The organism is Paludisphaera soli (assembly GCF_011064595.1).
In the GTDB taxonomy this organism is placed as follows: domain Bacteria; phylum Planctomycetota; class Planctomycetia; order Isosphaerales; family Isosphaeraceae; genus Paludisphaera; species Paludisphaera soli.
On the sequence record NZ_JAALJI010000034.1, the window covers coordinates 19,894 to 37,497 of the forward strand.

A 17,604-nucleotide genomic window follows, 5' to 3' on the forward strand; every position below is an offset into this window, starting at 1 on the left:
GTGTCGGCCGGCCCGGGGGGATCGAGAGGTCGGGGTGCTCATCGAAAGGCGGCGAGGACAGTGAAGAACACGCCGGACTTCGATTGGATGGTGCTGACTCCCGGAGGATCCCCGGACCCGTCGCTGGCGATCGCCGGCGGCCGGGCCGGGGCCGTCGGGGTCCTGAACCTCGAATTCATCGACGAAGCGGGGCCTGCCCTGTCGGCCCTGGATCGCCTGGCGACGCTCGGGCGAGGCCGGCTCGGCGTCCTGCTGGACGCGGGATCGGCCGAATTGCTGCGGGCGATCTTGGCGCGGCGGCCGGCCGGGCTGGAGTCCATCCTGCTAGCCGGCGGCGGCACCGACCCGGACGGGCTCAAGCCGCTCGTGGGGCCGATCCACGAGGCCGGACTGCGGGCGATCCTGGTGGCGACCTCGCTGGAGGAGGCCCTGGCGGGGCAGGAGGCCGGCGCGGACGCCGTGGTCGCCAAGGGGAATGAGGCCGGCGGCTGGGTGGGGGATGAAACGACCTTCGTCCTGCTCCAGCGGCTGATCCCCCGCCTGGGAGTTCCGGTCTGGGCGTGGGGCGGCGTCGGCCCGTGCACGGCGGCCGCCTGCCGGGTCGCCGGGGCCGCGGGCGCCGTGCTGGACGGCCAGCTGCTCTTGACGCGGGAGTCGCCCGCGTCCGACCGCCTGCGGGAGCGCCTCGCGAGCATGGACGGCAGCGAGACGGCCTGCGTCGGGGGCGCGTTCGGGGCGGGGTTCCGGGCCTACTCCCGGCCCGACCTGCCGAGTCCGGCCGAGCTGCGGCGGCTGGAGGCCACGGCCCTGGTCGCGGAGCGACCGGCGACGGCGGTACGCCACGCCTGGCGAGCCGCGATCCGACGCCGGGTCGACTGGCGGACGCCCGAGACGTCGCTCCTCGCCCTGGGCCAGGACGCGGCCTTCGCCGCCGGCCTGGCGCAGCGGTTCGGCACGGTCGGCGGCGTGCTGACCGGGCTCGATGCGGCCGTCCGCGAGGCGTTCGCGGACGGCGGCGGATGCGGGGCCTTCGCCGAGGGATCGCCCTGGGCGCGGGCGCACGGGACGCGGTTCCCGATCGCCCAGGGGCCGATGACTCGGGTCAGCGACCGGGCCGAGTTCGCCGCCGCGGTCGCGGAGGCCGGCGCCCTGCCGTTCCTGGCCCTGGCCCTGATGCGCGGCCCGGAGGCGCGGACGCTTCTGGAGGAGACGCGGAGCCGCCTGGGCGGCCGCCCCTGGGGGGTCGGGGTCCTCGGCTTCGTCCCGCCGGAGTTGAGGGCGGAGCAGCTCGAGGTCGTCCGCGCCAACAAGCCCCCCTTCGTCCTGATCGCCGGAGGCCGGCCAGATCAATCGAAGGCCCTGGAGGAAGACGGGATCCCGAGCTACCTGCACGTCCCGTCGCCGGGCCTGCTGCGCATCTTCCTCAAGCAGGGCGCGCGGCGGTTCGTCTTCGAGGGGAGGGAGTGCGGCGGCCACGTCGGGCCGAGGACGAGCTTCGTGCTGTGGGAGAGCCTGATCGAGGTGCTCGCCGAGCACCTGACGCGCGGGGTCGACGCCTCGGCGTATCACGTCCTGTTCGCCGGCGGCGTGCACGACGGGCTCTCGTCCGCGATGGTCGGCGCGCTGGCTTCGCCGCTGATCCGCCGCGGGGTGCGCGTCGGGGTCCTTCTGGGGACGGCTTACCTGTTCACCCGCGAGGCGGTGCAGACGGGCGCGATCACGGCCGGCTTCCAGCAAGCGGCCCTGGCCTGCGACCGCACGGTCCTGCTGGAGAGCGGCCCGGGGCACGCGACGCGTTGCGCGTCGTCGCCGTTCGTCGCGGACTTCGAGGGGGAGAAGCGGCGGCTGATCCGCCGGGGCCTCCCGGCGGAGGAGCTGCGGCGGGGCCTGGAGGAGCTGAACATCGGCCGCCTCCGGGTCGCGTCGAAGGGGCTCGACCACAACCCCCGATTCGGCGAGGACCCCGCGGCGCCCAAGCTCGTCGAGCTGGGGGACGAGGAGCAGTGGGCGCGAGGGCTGTACATGATCGGGCAGGTCGCCGGCCTGCGCGACGGCGTCTGCACGCTGGCCGAGCTTCACGCCGACGTGGCGGCCGGGCGCGGCCGATCTCCGGCGGCGTCGCCCCGGCCGGCCGAGGCCGCCGCGGCGAAGTCGCCCCCCCCCGCCGCGATCGCGATCGTCGGGATGGCCTGCATCCTGCCCGGCGCGCCCGACCTGAGGACGTTCTGGTCCAATATCCTCAACAAGGTCGACGCGATCACGGAAGTCCCCGCCGACCGCTGGGACTGGCGGCGGTACTTCGACCCCTCGCGGTCGGCGAGGGACAAGATCTACTCGCGCTGGGGGGGGTTCATCGGCGACGTGGCGTTCGACCCGGCGGACTTCGGGATGCCCCCCAGCTCGCTCCGCTCGATCGAGCCGTTCCAGCTCCTGGCGCTGGCCGTGGTGCGGTCGGCCCTGGATGACGCGGGCTACCTGGACCGGCCGTTCCCCCGCGAGCGGACGTCGGTGATCCTCGGGGCGGGGGGGGGAGGGTCCGACCTGACGGCCGGTTACATGGTGCGCTCGTGCCTGCCGTCGCTGTTCAACGGCGAGGCGGCGGCCGTCACCGAGCGGCTGGGCGGCCTGCTGCCGGAATGGACCGAGGACTCGTTCCCCGGGATCCTGATGAACGTGGCGGCGGGGCGGGTGGCCAACCGGTTCGACCTGGGTGGGGTCAACTACACGGTGGACGCCGCCTGCGCGTCGTCGCTGGCCGCGGTGAACCTGGCGGTGCGCGACCTGGAGGCGGGGACGAGCGACGTGGCGATCGTGGGGGGCGTGGACGCGATCCAGAACCCGTTCGCCTTCCTCTGCTTCAGCAAGACCCAGGCGCTGTCGCCCAACGGCCGCTGCCGCACTTTCGACGAGGAGGGGGACGGGATCGCCATCAGCGAGGGCTTCGCCGCCGTGATCCTCAAGCGGCTGGACGACGCCGAGCGCGACGGCGACCGGGTCTACGCGGTGATCCGGGGCGTCGGCGGCGCGAGCGACGGCCGCGACCGCGGGCTGACGGCCCCCCGGCCCGAAGGGCAGGTCCGGGCCCTGCGGCGGGCTTATGCACAGGCCGGGTTCTCGCCCGCGACCGTGGGGCTGATCGAGGCCCACGGCACCGGGACGGTGGCCGGGGACCAGGCCGAGATCAAGGCCCTCACCATGTTCTTCGGCGAGGCTGGCGCGGCGAGGCAAGGGTGCGCGGTCGGCTCGATCAAGTCGATGATCGGGCACACGAAGGCCACCGCCGGGGTGGCCGGGCTGATCAAGGCCGCGCTCGCGCTGAACCATCGGGTGCTCCCGCCGACCCTGGGCGTCAGCCGGCCCAACCCCAAGGCGAACTTCCCGGAAAGCCCGTTCTACGTGAACACCGAGCCCCGGCCCTGGATCCACGCCGAGGGCCTTGAGCCGCGACGGGCCGGCGTGAGTGCGTTCGGCTTCGGGGGCACGAACTTCCACGTCGCCCTGGAGGAGTACACGGCCGATTTCGTCGCCGACCGCGCCGCGTCGCGGGACCCCTGGCCGGCCGAACTCTTCCTCTGGCGCGGCCGATCGCGGGGGGCGATCCTCGAGGCGATCGGACGCGTCGCCGGCCCGCTGAAGTCCGGCGCCCGGCCCGACCCGGGCCACCTGGCCCGCTCGCTGGCCCGGGCGGCGGAGGCGGAGGCGCCGGGGGGGCCGTCGCTGGCGATCGTCGCCTCCTCGCTCGACGACCTCGCCGCGAAGCTCGACGCGGCGCGGGACCTGCTCGGCTCCGATGTCGAGCGTCGCCACGACCCCGGCGGCGTCCACTTCGCGGAGCGTCCGCTCGCGGGCGACGGCCGGATCGCCTTCCTCTTCCCCGGCCAGGGCTCGCAGTACGTCAACATGACGCGGGACATGGCCCTGGCGTTCGACGAGGTGCGCGAGGGCTTCGAACGCGCCGACCGCGTCCTGGCCGACGAACTGGGAGGCCCGCTCAGCCGCTGGATCTTCCCCCCGCCGGTCTTCGACGCGGAGGACGAGAAGAACCTCCAAATTGCCCTGACGGAGACGCGGATCGCGCAGCCGGCGCTGGCGGCGACCGACCTGGCGGTCCTCCGTCTGCTCCGGGGGCTGGGGATCGCGCCCGACATGACGGCGGGCCACAGCTTCGGCGAGTTCGTCGCCCTGTGCGCCGCGGGATCCCTCGGCGAGCAGGAGCTGCTGGAAATCGCGGCGGCCCGCGGCCGCTTCATCGGGGAATGCACCACCGATGAGAGCGGGGCGATGGCGGCGATCGTCGCCGCGCCGGACGAGCTGGGGCCGCTCCTACTGGCCGACGCCGGCCTGACGCTCGCCAACCTCAACGCCCCCCGGCAGACGGTCGTGGCCGGGACGCGGGCGGCCGTGGACAAGGCGATGGCGTGGTGCCGGGACAGGGGCCTGCAGGCTCGGCGTCTCCCCGTCGCCTGCGGCTTCCATTCCCCGCTCGTCGCGCCGGCGCAACGGAAGCTCTCCGAGCGGATCCGCCGGCTGACGATCGCCGCGCCCCGCATCCCGGTCTACTCGAACACCACGGCGGCCCCGTATCCCGAGGCCCCCGCCGCCATCGCCGACCTGCTGGCCGACCATCTGGTCCGCCCGGTGGAATTCGTGCGGCAGGTCGAGGCGATGTACGAGGCCGGCGCCCGCCTCTTCGTGGAAGTGGGGCCGCGACAGGTCCTGAGCGGGCTCGTCGACCAGATCCTCGGCGACCGCCCCCACGCCTGCGCCTCGTTCGATCGGCCCGGATGGGACGGCCTCGCGGCCCTGCTCCATGGCCTCGCGACCCTGGCGGCGGAGGGCGTTCCGCCGCGAGCCGAGGCGCTCTTCCGGGGGCGTTCGTTCCGCCCGGGGGATCCTCTGATGCGGGCCGAGGGGGCCGGGCCCGAGCCGCTCTCGCCGACGGCCTGGCTGGTCAACGGCGGCTCGGCCCGCCCCGCACGCCCCAAGGCGGACGAGGTCCGGACCACGGCCTCGCCGCCCGCCGGGACGTCGGTCGTCCCAAGGGCTCCTCTCTCCCCGTCGCCGGCCGGGGGGGATGGTCGTCGTCCTCGCGAGGCGCCCCCGGAGGCCCCGCCTCCGAGGGCGCCCCAGCAACCAGGGAAACCGCCTCGGCACGACCTGCCGAACGGCGATGGGGTCACCCGGGACGAATCGGGCGCCCGCGCCCGATTCGCGATTCATCGAGGTTCCGCGAACGAGGGAGGGTCCATGTCTCGATCATCCGTCCACAGCCCCCGTTTCAACGGGGAGGTGCCGCCGTCCCACTCGGAGCCGGCCCGTCCTCGGGATTACCCGGAATCCGCGCCGCCGTCCGCCCCGAACGGGCACGGTTCGGCCGACCTCGCGCGTCAATTTCAGCAGGTCATGATGCGTTTCCTCCAGACCCAGGAGACCGTGATGCATGACCTGCTCGTGTACCTCGGCTCCCAGCCGACGCTCGCGTCGGACCCTCATCGGGCCGAATCGAACGGCGACTCCGCCGCGGCCCTCGACGGCGCGGCCCACGCCTCGTCGTGGGCCCCGACCGCCGCCCCGGGCCTCCTTGACGGCCTCGCGCCGCCCGCTCCGGCCTGGCTGGCGAGCCCGACCGAGGCCGCCGCCCCGAAGGCCGCCGTCGCTCCGGCTCCCGTGCCGGACGCGACGCATGGCGGCCGGAACGGGTCGACGCTCGACGCCGGCGCGCACGCCCCGGCGTCCGATCCAACCGCGACCGAACGGCCTGCCGCCGACGCGGCCGATCGCCGGGCCATCACGGCCCGTCTGCTGAGCATCGTCGGCGAGCGCACCGGCTATCCCGAGGAGATGCTCAATCTCGACGCCGACCTGGAGGCCGACCTGGGGATCGATTCGATCAAGCGGGTCGAGATCGCCGGGACCCTGATCGGCTCGCTGGCGATGCCCCCGGGCCGCACGCCCGACATCGAGAACCTGACCTCGAGCCGCACACTCCGCCAGGTCGTCGACCATCTGGCTTGCTTCCTCGAAGGGGACGGCGACGGCCGTGGGCGCGCGACGGAGGAGGATCGTCGCCCTTTTGACGGTGCGCGGACCGGACACGGCGTCGGCCGGTTCGCGCTGAAGGCGGCCCTCGCCCCCCCCATCGGGGCGATCGCCGACCTGGCCCCCGACGGCCTCGTCGTCATCGTGGACGACGAGGACGGCGCGGGGCGACGCCTGGCGAGCCTCCTGGGCGGACGGGGTCGCGAGGTCGTCCGGATCGTCTCGCGGGCCGCCGGATCGGCCGACGAGATGACCGCCGACCTCGGAGATCCCGACGGGGCGGCCCGCCTGATCGACGAGATCCACGACAGGCGCGGGCCCGTGGCCGCCCTGATCCACCTCGCGGCGCTCCGGGAAGGCCGCGGGAGCGACGACCTGACGTCGCTGTACCTGCTGGCCCGCGCCCTGGGCCCGGACCTGGAGCGGGCGGCGGCCCGCGGCGGGGGCGTGATCCTCGGGGCCTCGCGGCTGGGAGGGGCCTTCGCCGTCGAGCGGCCCGCGCCCCGGGGCGCCTTCGAGGCGGGGGGGATCGCCGGGTTCCTCAAGTCGCTCGCCCACGAGTGGCCCGCGATCCGCGTCAAGGCGGTCGACCTCCCGCCGGCCGACCCGGACGTCGTGGCCGATTGGCTGCTGGACGAACTGATGGCGGACGACCGCCTGGTGGAGATCGGCTACCGCGACGGACGGCGGACGATCCTCGACCTGATCCCCGCGCCCCTGCCCGCCGGGCTGGGCGGCCTGCCGATCGACTCCGAGTCGGTCGTCCTCGTGACCGGCGGGGCCCGGGGGATCACGGCCAGGGCGGCGATCGCCCTGATGGAGGCCGCGCCCTGCCGCCTCGTCGTGGTCGGCCGCACGCCGCCGCCGACCGGCCCGGAGTCGGCCGAGACTTCGGGGATCGAAGAGCCCAAGGCCCTCCGGCGGGCGATCCTGGAACAGTTCCGCGTCGCGGGTCGGCAGGCCGTCCTGGCGGAGGTCGAGGACCGCTGCCGTCGACTCCGGCTCGAACGCGAGGTCCGCGCGAATCTCGAACGGCTGGCGAAGGCCAGGGCGCGCGTCGAGTACGCGGCTTGCGACGTGCGCGACGCGGAGGCGTTCGGGACGCTGATCGACGCGACTTATCGGGCCCACGGCCGGATCGACGGCGTGATCCACGGGGCCGGCGTCATCGAGGACCGGCTGGTCAAGGACAAGACGCTCGAATCGTTCCGGCGGGTGATCGAGGCCAAGGCGGGGAGCGCGAGGACCCTCGCCGAGCGACTGCGGCTGGACTCGCTCCGGTTCCTGGTCTTCTTCAGCTCGGTCTCCGGGCGCTTCGGGAACCGCGGCCAGGCGGACTACGCGGCCGCCAGCGAGGTGCTCAACAAGCTGGCGCAGGATCTGGACCGGCGGTGCCCGGGTCGGGTGGTCTCGATCAACTGGGGACCCTGGCTGGAGACCGGGATGGTCTCGCCGGAGGTCCAGCGCCAGTTCGCGGATCGGGGCGTCGTCCTCATCCCCCCCGACGTGGGCTGCGGCATGCTCCTGGACGAGCTTCGCTCCGGGCGCAAGGGAGAGGTGGAGGTCCTCATCGGCGGGGCCGGGGGGATGGGCCCGTCGTCGGACGCCCCGAACGGGCGCGCCGCCGAGCCCGCCGCGCCGCCGAAGCCGCCGCTGATCGCGGCCGCCGGCGTGCTGTCCCGGCGCGAGGGCGTGGTCGAGCTGGAGCGTCCCATCGACGTGACCGTGGACCGCTACCTGAAGGACCACTGCCTCGACGGCCGCCCCGTCTTCCCGTTCGCCATGGCGATGGAGCTGATGGCCGAGGTCGCCGCCGCGGCGGTGCCCGGCCTGGAGTTGCTGGGGATCGGCGACTTCCGGCTTCATCGGGGTGTCGTGCTCCGCGACGAGCCGGAAGACGTGCGGGTCGTCGCCCGCGCCCGGCCCGTCGCCGGCGCGCGGGGGGACGACCCCGGATCGTCCCAAACGCTGGACGTGTCGATCCAGGGCGCCCAGAGCCCGCCTCGGATCCACTATCAGGCCGCGGTCCGCCTGGGACGCCGGGCGGTCGAGGCCGCAGGTCGCGGATTCGCGCAAGACCCCGGCCTGCTGGAAGGAGAAGGGCTCAGGTCGATTCGCGTCGAGGAGGCGTACCGCGAATGGCTGTTCCATGGGCCGCTCTTCCAGGGCATCGCCGCCATCGAGGCGATCGGGCCGCGAGGCGCGCGGGCGATCCTTCGGCCCTCGTCGCCGCGGGCCTGCCTACGCGGCGGCGGGCCCGGAGCCTGGCTGATCGACCCGGTCGTGGTGGACAGCGCGCTGCAGATGCAGGTCCTCTGGGCGAGGCTCCACTGGGACGTGACCCTGCTCCCGGCGCGGATCGCGGAGTTCCTCCTCTTCGGCCCGGGGGTCTCGGCCCCGGCCGGGCCGCCCGGCGGCGAGGGCCTCGCGCCGGGGATCCGTTATGAGCTGCGGATCCGGCCCGAGAGTCGGGTCCCGACCTGCCACGCCGACCATCACTTCTGGGGCCCCGACGGCCGCCTGCTGGGGGTGCTGACGGGGGCGGAGGGGACGGGGAGCAAGGCCCTGAATCGACTGGCGGGCGCCCGTCGCGGTTGAGGATCGGCGGCCCCCTCGCGGCTTCGATGAACGACCTGGAAGGGACATCATCATGTTCGACCTGAGTTCCCGAGGGCCGGACCCGACGACGGGTCGCGACGAATTCCAGGGCCGGTCGGAGGGGGCCGCCCCCGCGACCGACGACCGCCGCGCGGCCTCGAAGGCCGTGGCGATCGTCGGCATGTCGTGCCTCTTCCCGGGCGCGGACGGGCTCGACGCCTACTGGCGGAACATCCTGGGGAAGGTCGACGCGGTGACGGACCCGCCGCCGGAGGCCCGCGAGACCGGGCGGTACTTCGACCCCGACTCGCTCGAAGGCGACCGGGTGTACTGCAAGCGCGGGGGGTACCTCGGGGCGACGGCGACCTTCGACCCGCTGCCCCACGGCATCCCCCCCGTGGCCGTCGGCGGCGAGCCCGACCAGTGGCTGTCGCTCCAGCTGGCCCGCGACGCCCTGGCCGACGCGGGATGCCTGGAGCTGCCGGAGGACGTCCGCCGCCGGACGGCGGTGATCCTGGGCAAGGGGACGTACCTGAACGGCGGCAACGCGATCGCCGTCCAGCACGGCCTGGTCGTGAACCAGACGCTGGAGATCCTGAAGACGCTCCATCCGGAGTACACGGACGACCGGATGCAGGCGATCCGTCGCGAGCTGAAGAGCGCCCTGCCGCCGTTCAAGGCCGAGACGATGCCGGGGCTGGTCCCGAACGTCATCGTGGGCCGGATCGCCAACCGGCTCGACCTGATGGGTCCCAGCTACACCGTGGACGCCGCCTGCGCGTCGTCCCTGATCGCGATCCAGCAGGCGGTCGACGGCCTGGCCTCCGGCTCCTTCGACCTGGCGCTGGCGGGGGGGTCGCAGGTCTGGATCCCGATGCCGACGCTCAGCATCTTCTGCCAGCTCGGGGCGCTCTCCCGCCGCCAGCAGATCCGCCCGTTCGACGAGGAGGCCGACGGCACGCTGCTGGGCGAGGGGATCGGCATGGTCGTTCTCAAGCGGCTGCGGGACGCGGAGCGCGACGGCGACCGGATCTACGCCGTGGTCCGAGGGGTGGGGGTCGCGAGCGACGGCCGGGGCCTGGGGGTGATGGCCCCCCGCGTCGAGGGCGAGGAGTTGGCCCTCCGACGCGCCTACCAGGCGGCCGGCGTCTCGCCGCGGACGGTGGGCCTGATCGAGGCCCACGGCACCGGCACGCCCGTCGGCGACGTGGTGGAGATCCAGGCGCTGGCCCGGGTTTTCGGGGCCCGCGAGGGGGACCTCCCCCGCTGCGCCCTCGGGACGGTCAAGTCGATGATCAGCCACACCATCCCCGCCGCCGGGGTGGCCGGGGTCATCAAGACGGCCCTCGCCCTCCATCACAAGGTCCTGCCGCCGACGCTCCACTGCGAGAAGCCGAACCCGAAGCTCGAGCTGGAAAGCACCCCCTTCTACCTCTGCACCGAGACCCGGCCCTGGATCCAGGGGGGCCGCGAGCCGCGAAGGGCGGGCGTCAACGCCTTCGGCTTCGGCGGCATCAACGCGCACGCGGTCCTGGAGGAATACGCGCCGGAACCCTCGAAGGTCCGGCGGCGGGACGAGGCCCGGCCGGGCCCGCAGGCCCCGTCCGACCACCTGCCGGACTGGGAGGCCGAGGCCTGCATCCTCGGCGCCGAGACTCCCGCGGAGCTGCTTGAGAAGGTCCGGCGGCTGGCGAGTCGGCTCGATCCCGCCGCGGCCGCGCCGCCCCGGCTCGCCGACGTCGCCTACACCCTCAACCACGACCTGACGACCTCGGGCGACGGCTCGCCGTGCCGGCTGGCGCTGGTGGCCGCCTCGACGGCCGACCTGCGGGAGAAGCTCGGACGCGCGGCGGGGAAGCTGGAGTCGGCCGGCGGCTGCCGCCGGATCCGGGACGTCTCGGGCATCTACTACGACGCCGAGCCCCTGGGCCGTGAAGGGAAGCTGGCTTTCCTGTTCCCCGGCGAAGGGTCGCAGTACCCCAACATGCTGGCCGACCTCTGCCTCCACTTCCCGGAGGTCCGGGAGTGTTTCGACCAGATCGATCGCGTCTACTTCGACCACCCGCGAGGCTACGTCCCCAGCGACCACATCTTCCCCCGGCCGGCGTCCTCGCGGGGGGGCGGGGCGCGCGTCGAGGACCGGCTCTGGGAGATCGCCGGCGCGGTCGAGGCCGTCCTCACGGCCAACCAGGCGACGCTCAAGCTGGTGACCGGCCTCGGGCTCCGGCCCGACGTGATCCTCGGGCACAGCACGGGCGAGTTCTCCGCCTTCCGCGCCGCCGGCCTCTTCGAACCGGGCGAGGAGCAGTTCTCCGAGCTGATCCTGAAGCTCTATCGGAACTACGAGGAGGCGGCGCGCGTCGGCGTCCCCCGCGCGGTGCTGCTGGCGATCGGGGCCGATCGGGAGCGTGTCGAGGCGATCGCCCGGGAGGTCGGCGGCGCGATCTACGTGGCGATGGACAACTGCCCGCACCAGGCGGTCCTCGTCGGCGGCGGCGAGGTCGCCGAACGGGCCCTGGCGATCGTCCGCCGCGAGGGCCTGATCTCCGAGCAGCTCAATTTCGACCGCGCCTACCACACGCCCCTGTTCGCCCCCTACGTCGACCACCTGCGCCAGATCTTCGAGGAGGCCGCGATCCTCCCCGCCCGAGTGCCGATCTACTCGTGCACGACCGCCGCCCCCTACCCGGACGACGCCGACGCCATCCGCAAGCTGATGGTCGACCACTGGCTGCTCCCCGTCGAGTTCCGCAAGACGATCGAGACCCTCCACGACGACGGGGTTCGGCTCTTCGTCGAGGTCGGGCCTCGCGGCAACCTCAGCTCGTTCGTCGACGACATCCTGCGGGGCAAGCGGTTCTGCGCCGTGCCGGCCAATGTGCAGCGACGCTCCGGCGTCCTGCAGCTCAACCACCTCGTCGCGATCCTCACCGCGCACGGCGTGGACCTGGACCTGGGCTTCCTCCACCGCCGCCGCCGCGTCGAGCGCGTCGACCTCGAAACCGCCGCGGCCGCAGCGACCCGGACGCCCGCGCGGGCCCCGATCAAGCTCGTCACGGGATTCCCGCCGATGCGGATCTCCGACGAGTTCGCGAGCCGCTTCCGCGCCGAGGCCGCCGCAGCCGAGCGGGACGAGGCCGTCGGGGTCGCGACGGCCCCGGCCCGCGAGAACGGCCGCCCCCACGCCGAATCGACGCCGGCCGCCGCCCCCGTCGCGACGGTCCGCCCGCCGGCCGACTCGATGATCCTGGACTTCCTGCGGACGATGGACGAGTACCCGGACGCGGGCGTTCGCGGCGGCGACGAGCCCGAGCCCCCGGCGCGGAAGCCGCCCCCCGATCGGCCCTCGAAGAAGACCCCGTTCCCGCTGCTGGGCGAGGTCGTCTCGGCGAAGGCCGGGGAGGAGCTGATCGCCCGTCGCGTCTTCGACCCGGCGATCGACGTCTACCTGCGCGACCACACCCTCGGCCGCGACGTCTCCCGAGACGACCCGGAACTGCTGGCGCTCCCCGTCATGCCCCTGACGATGAGCATGGAGGTCATGGCGGAGGCTGCGGCCTTCCTGGCGCCGGGCCGGACGGTCGTGGGATTTCGAGGCCTCCGGGCCTTCCGCTGGATCGCGTTCGACGACGGCCCGCAGGAGCTGCAGGTCACCGCCCGCCGACCGGCCGGGGAGCCGGACCGAGTCGTCGTGCAGCTCCGAAACCTCACGGAAGACCGTCGCGGGAACCCGCCGGCCGCCAGCCCGGCGATCGAGGCGACCGTCGTCCTCGGCGACGCCCACCCGGCCCGGCCCCCCTCGGCGGCCGCAAAGCTGCGCGACGGTCGGCCGTCGCGGATCGAGCCCGATCGGCTGTATGCGGACGTCATGTTCCACGGCCCGGCCTGGCGCGGCGTGGCCTCGATCGAGAGCGTGGGCGACGAGGGCTCGCTCGCGAGGCTCCAGGTCCTCCCCCTCGACCGCCTGATCGTCGGCCTGCCGGACCCCGATTTCGTCCTGGACCCGGTCCTGCTCGACGCGGCCGGCCAGGTGATCGGCTTCTGGACGGCCGAGCGGCTGGCCAGGGGCAAGGTGATCTTCCCCTCCGGGCTGGAGGCGCTGCACCTCTTCGGCCCGAACCTGCCGCCGGGCTCGACGGTCGCCTGCGAGGCGACGATCCGGCCGGAAGGGGACCGTCGGCTCCGCTCCGACATCGAGATCGTCGCCGACGACGGCCGGCCGCTGATGCGGCTCACCGGCTGGGAGGACTGGCGATCGGACCTCCCGGCGGCGTTCCTTCCGCTCATCCGGCCGAGCGGAGGCGACTTCTCCGAGCCCTGGCCCGAGCCGATCGAGGCGTTCCCCAGCCCGCGCTCGTTCGCCTGCCGCCGGCTCGGCTCCGGCCTGCCGTCGGACCTCGGCCTCTGGCGCCGGGTCTGGGCGCAACTGGTCCTCGGCCGCGCCGAACGCGAGGAGTTCCGCGGCCTGGCCGCCCCGGAGTCGCGCCAGGTCGAATGGCTCGTCGGCCGGACGGCGGCGAAGGAGGCCGCGCGGGACCTGCTCCGCGCCCACCTGGGCCTGGAGCCGCCGCTGGCCGACATCGCGATCCGACGCGACGAGGACGGTCGTCTGACGGCCGGGGGCGCCTGGGAGGGCGATCTGGACGGCGAGATCGTCGTCTCGATCTCGATGGACGTCCACCTGGCGGTGGCCCTGGCCGGCATCCTTCCCGGTCGCGCGGGGGTCGAGAGCGAGCCCGACTCCTACCTGGCGATCCACGCCGAGTCGGCGCCTTCCCGGCGCGAGGAGGCCGAGGAGCCGGTCCTGACGGCGGCGGACATGGACCTGCTGCGGGACCGGCCCGTCGGCCGCCTCGAAGAATGGTGGTTTCGCTGCCGGTGCGCCAAGAAGGCGGTCGTGAAGGCGCTGGGGGGGCGGCGGGCGGGGGCGCTCCGTTCGCTCGCGATCGCCGCGGTCGCCCCGGAGGACGAGACGGTCCACGTCCGGCTGACCGACCGCCTGGCCGGGGACCACCCGCGGCTCGCGGCCGCGCCGGTCGTCGTCTTCACGACGCTCCACGGCCGCTCGGTGGTGGCGATGACGTTGTGCCAGCAGGGGGTCGGCTCGGCGGACGCGCCGGCGCTCGCGGGGGCGGATCGCGTGATCGAATGACTGACGGTCGAACAACCCATTGAGGAGCAACCATGCCGCTCACCCACAAGCAGATCCTCGACGCGGTGCTGGAGCTGATGACCGAGCTGTCGGGGGACTGGGAATACTCGGGCGCGATCACGGCCGAGACGCGCCTGCTGGGCGACCTCGCGATGGATTCGCTCGACCTGGTGATCCTCGGCGGCGAACTCCAGGAACGGTACGGCCAGCTGCCGTTCTCCGAGTTTCTCGCCGAGCTGGGCAAGCAGGAGGCCGAGGCCCGGGACGTCACCATCGGCGAGCTGGTGGATCTGATCAGCCGCCAGCAGCGGGCGACGGCCCCCGGAGGGGTCGCATGACGCCGAAGACGATCCTCATCGGGCTCGACGGGGCCACGTTCACCGTGCTCGACCCCCTGATGGCCGGCGGGGTGATGCCGCACCTCCGCGACCTCGTCGCCGACGGCGTCCGGGCGACCCTGCGCTCGGTCGTCCCGCCGCTCACCCCGCCGGCCTGGACGTCGCTGATGACGGGCAAGCGGCCGGGCGAGCACGGCGTCTTCGACTTCTTCCAGAAGGAGACGCCCGACAGCCGGTACTTCCGCTTCACCTCGTCGCACGACGTCCAGTCCGCCACGATCTGGTCGATCGCCGGCGACTGCGGGCTGCGGAGCAACGTGCTGAACTTCCCGCTGATGTTCCCGCCGCCGGCGCTCGTCGGCTGCCTGGTCCCGGGGGGCTGGATGCCCTGGCGGCAGCTCCGGCTGGGCTGCCGGCCGGCGGGCCTCTTCGACCGCCTGAAGGAACTCCCCAGCTTCAACCCCCGCGAGCTGTCGCACGACATGGCCCTCGAGGAGAAGGTGCTCGAAGGCTGCGCCGCCGAGGAGTATCTGGACTGGATCACGCTTCACACCCGCCGGGAGCGTCGCTGGACCGAGGTCTTCCTCTACCTGATGCGCGAGGAGCCGGCGGACTTCGGCGCGATCCTCTTCGACGGCGTCGACAAGCTCCAGCACCTCTGCTGGCGGTTCCTCGACCCGGCGCTCGCGCCTAAGGACCCGACGCCGTGGGAGCGTGACGTGCGGGCGGCCTGCCTGAACTACTTCCGCGAGCTGGACGGGCTGATCGCCGAGATCGTCGCGGCCGCCGGGCCCGACGCGACGGTCCTCTTCGCGTCGGACCACGGCTTCGGGCCGACCTCCGACATCGTCTACCTCAACACCTGGCTCGAACGGCGAGGGCTCCTGGCCTGGGCCGGCGACCGGGGCGCCCGCCCGGACGCCACGCACCAGGTGGGCATCAACCAGATCGCCCGCCACGTCTTCGAGATGGACTGGGACCGGACGCTGGCCTACGCCGCCACGCCGAGCAGCCAGGGCATCCACATCGTCCGCCGCGCGCCGGGCGGATCCGGAGGCGTCGCCGACGAGGACTATCACCGATTCCGCGACGAGCTGGCGGCGGGCCTGATGGGGCTCCGCCATCCCGAGACCGGCCGCCCGGTCGTGGCCGAGGTCTGGCCGCGCGACGAGGTCTTCGCCGGCCCGTTCGAGCCCTGGGGGCCCGACCTGACGGTGCGGCTGGAAGGGGACGCGGTGGTCTCCATCCTCCGCGCCGACGCCGTCGTCGGGCGGCGGCCCGAGCCCGCCGGCACCCACCGCCCCGAGGGGATCTTCCTGGCGAAGGGCCCGGGGGTCAGGCGGGGCGAGGCCGTCGCGGAGATGTCGCTGCTGGACGTCGCCCCCTTCGTGCTCCACAGCCTGGGCCTGCCGATCCCCGACGACGTCTCGGGACGCCTGCCGGTCCAGACGCTGGAACCGGGATGGGCACCGCCGCGGCTCGCGGAGCCGGTGGAGGCGGCCTCTCGCCCGCTGGTCGGCGCCTCGGTCGCGGCGGATCCGATCGGCGCGGGGGTCGCCCTCGACGCGGAGGAGGAGCGGCTCGTCCTGAAGCGTCTGTCGGCCCTCGGATACCTGGAATAACGAACTACGGCCCGGAGGATGGAATGCCGAAAGCGACCCTTCCCAGCGGATTGACGCTCCACTATCAGCGCGCCGGTCGCGGCCCCGACCTGGTGATGATCCACGGGCTCACCGGCAACCTGGCCGTGTGGCACCTGAAGATCGTCCCGATGCTCGCCGACCATTTCCGGATCCTCACCTACGACCTCCGGGGCCACGGCTACAGCGACATGCCCCCGGACGGCTACACGGCGACCGACATGGCCGCCGACCTGGAAGGCCTGCTGGATCATCTGGGGGTCGAGCGAGCCAACCTCGTGGGGCACAGCTACGGCGCGGACATCGCGCTGTACTACGCGTTCCGCAATCCCGGCCGCGTCCTCCAGGTCGGTGCGATCGAGGCCGCGCTGCCCGCCCTGATCCACCTCCGCACCCGCGAGGACTGGGTGGGGTGGACCTACTGGGTGCAGGTGCTGGAGCGCTCGGGCGTGACGGTGCCGCCGGAGCATCGCTGCGACCTGGAGTACATGGTCCGCCAGAGCATGAGCATCCCCAAGAAGTGGGGCCCCCTGAAGGGCCTGCCGCGCAACCCCGAGAAGTTCCTGCGGGTGCTGGATTCGACCCCGTTGACCCGCGATTACGAGGTCGTGGGCGACCTGCCGCTGGAGAACATCCCGCGGATCGAGGCCCCGGTCCACCTGATCTACGCCGAGGGTTCGGCCTTCCTGGGGAGCCACGACTACCTGCTTGAGCACCTGCCCAACGCCCGGTCGGTCATGCTCCCGTCGTCGGAGTGGGGGCATTTCGGGCCGCTCGAACAGCCCGAGGTCGTCGTCGACCACCTGATCGAATCCCTGGCCTCGCCGACGGCGGCGGGGGCGCGAGCATGAGGAGCCCTCACATGGACAGCGTGTTGGTCACCGGCAGCTCGACGGGCCTGGGGCTGGAGACGTCGCTCCACCTCGCCGGGCGCGGGTTCAAGGTCTTCGCGGGGGTCCGCGACCTCGGCCATCGCCCGGCCGTGCTCGAGGCCGCCGAGGAGCGGGGCGTCGACCTTACCGTCGTCCAGCTCGACGTCACCGACCCGGCGAGCGTCGACCGGGCGGTCGAGGACGTCGTCGAGTCCGGCGGGGGGATCTACGGGCTCGTCAACAACGCCGGCGTGGGCCTGCGGGGGTGCTTCGAGGACCTGGAGCCGTCCGAGATCCGCGACGTCTTCGAGGCCAACGTCTTCGGCACGATGAACGTGACGCGGCGGGTGCTCCCGCACATGCGGGCCGCCGGGCGGGGGCGGATCGTGACCATCTCGTCGGTCGGCGGCCGGATCGCCACGTTCGGCCTGAGCGCCTACTGCTCGACCAAGTTCGCGCAGGAGGGCTTCGGCGAGTCGCTCGCGCTGGAGGTCCGGCCGTTCGGGATCCGGGCGGTCCTGATCGAGCCGGGGATCATCAAGACCTCGCGATGGTCGGTCAACCGGGGGAACGCGGCCCACGCGCTCGACCCGGCGAGCCCCTACCACGCGATGTTCGTGAAGCACGAGGAGCTGGCCGACCGCTTCGTGGAGACCCGCAAGACCCGGCCGGTGCACGTCGCGATGGCGGTGCACAAGGCGCTGACGAGCCGACGCCCCCGGATGCGATACGTCGTCGGCCGGCCCGCCTGGTTCGCCCTCGCCCTGCGCGGGCTGCTCCCCGACCGGGTCTTCGACGGGCTCTATTTCGGGGCCTTGATGCGGCGGATCCAGGCCGACCCGGGGGCGGGCCCCGCCGGGCCCGATCGCGGTCCGGAGCGGGGGACGCCCCTCGCCTCGGCGAGCCGGAGGGCCGCGCGGGCGGCCATGGCCGAGGCGACGACCGACGGGATCGACACCGAATAG

The 17,604-nt window shown here is 73.6% G+C and carries 6 protein-coding genes; all 6 read left to right on the forward strand.

Annotated elements, in window-relative coordinates:
* The first annotated feature begins 60 nt into the window (after nt 1-60).
* From G6O68_RS27775 to G6O68_RS27800, 6 genes are read left to right on the forward strand one after another with little or no spacing between them, the layout of a single operon-like run.
* Nucleotides 61-8,637: a type I polyketide synthase gene (locus tag G6O68_RS27775; protein WP_165252314.1), complete on the forward strand. Its 8,577-nt coding sequence runs from the start codon at nt 61-63 to the stop codon at nt 8,635-8,637.
* A gap of 52 nt (nt 8,638-8,689) precedes the next feature.
* The gene (locus G6O68_RS27780; protein WP_165252316.1) at nt 8,690-13,789 is read left to right on the forward strand and encodes a type I polyketide synthase; all 5,100 of its coding nucleotides are present in this window, start codon (nt 8,690-8,692) and stop codon (nt 13,787-13,789) included.
* Nucleotides 13,790-13,821: 32 nt separating this feature from the next.
* Nucleotides 13,822-14,127: an acyl carrier protein gene (locus tag G6O68_RS27785; protein ID WP_206108229.1), complete on the forward strand. Its 306-nt coding sequence runs from the start codon at nt 13,822-13,824 to the stop codon at nt 14,125-14,127.
* Complete coding sequence (locus G6O68_RS27790; protein ID WP_165252318.1) at nt 14,124-15,749, forward strand: alkaline phosphatase family protein; 1,626 nt, start codon at nt 14,124-14,126, stop codon at nt 15,747-15,749. Before G6O68_RS27785 ends, G6O68_RS27790 begins: the two co-directional genes overlap by 4 nt.
* A gap of 23 nt (nt 15,750-15,772) precedes the next feature.
* Nucleotides 15,773-16,618, forward strand: a complete 846-nt coding sequence (locus tag G6O68_RS27795) for an alpha/beta fold hydrolase (protein ID WP_165252320.1) — start codon at nt 15,773-15,775, stop codon at nt 16,616-16,618.
* 11 nt (nt 16,619-16,629) lie between these two features.
* Complete coding sequence (locus tag G6O68_RS27800; protein WP_206108230.1) at nt 16,630-17,604, forward strand: SDR family oxidoreductase; 975 nt, start codon at nt 16,630-16,632, stop codon at nt 17,602-17,604.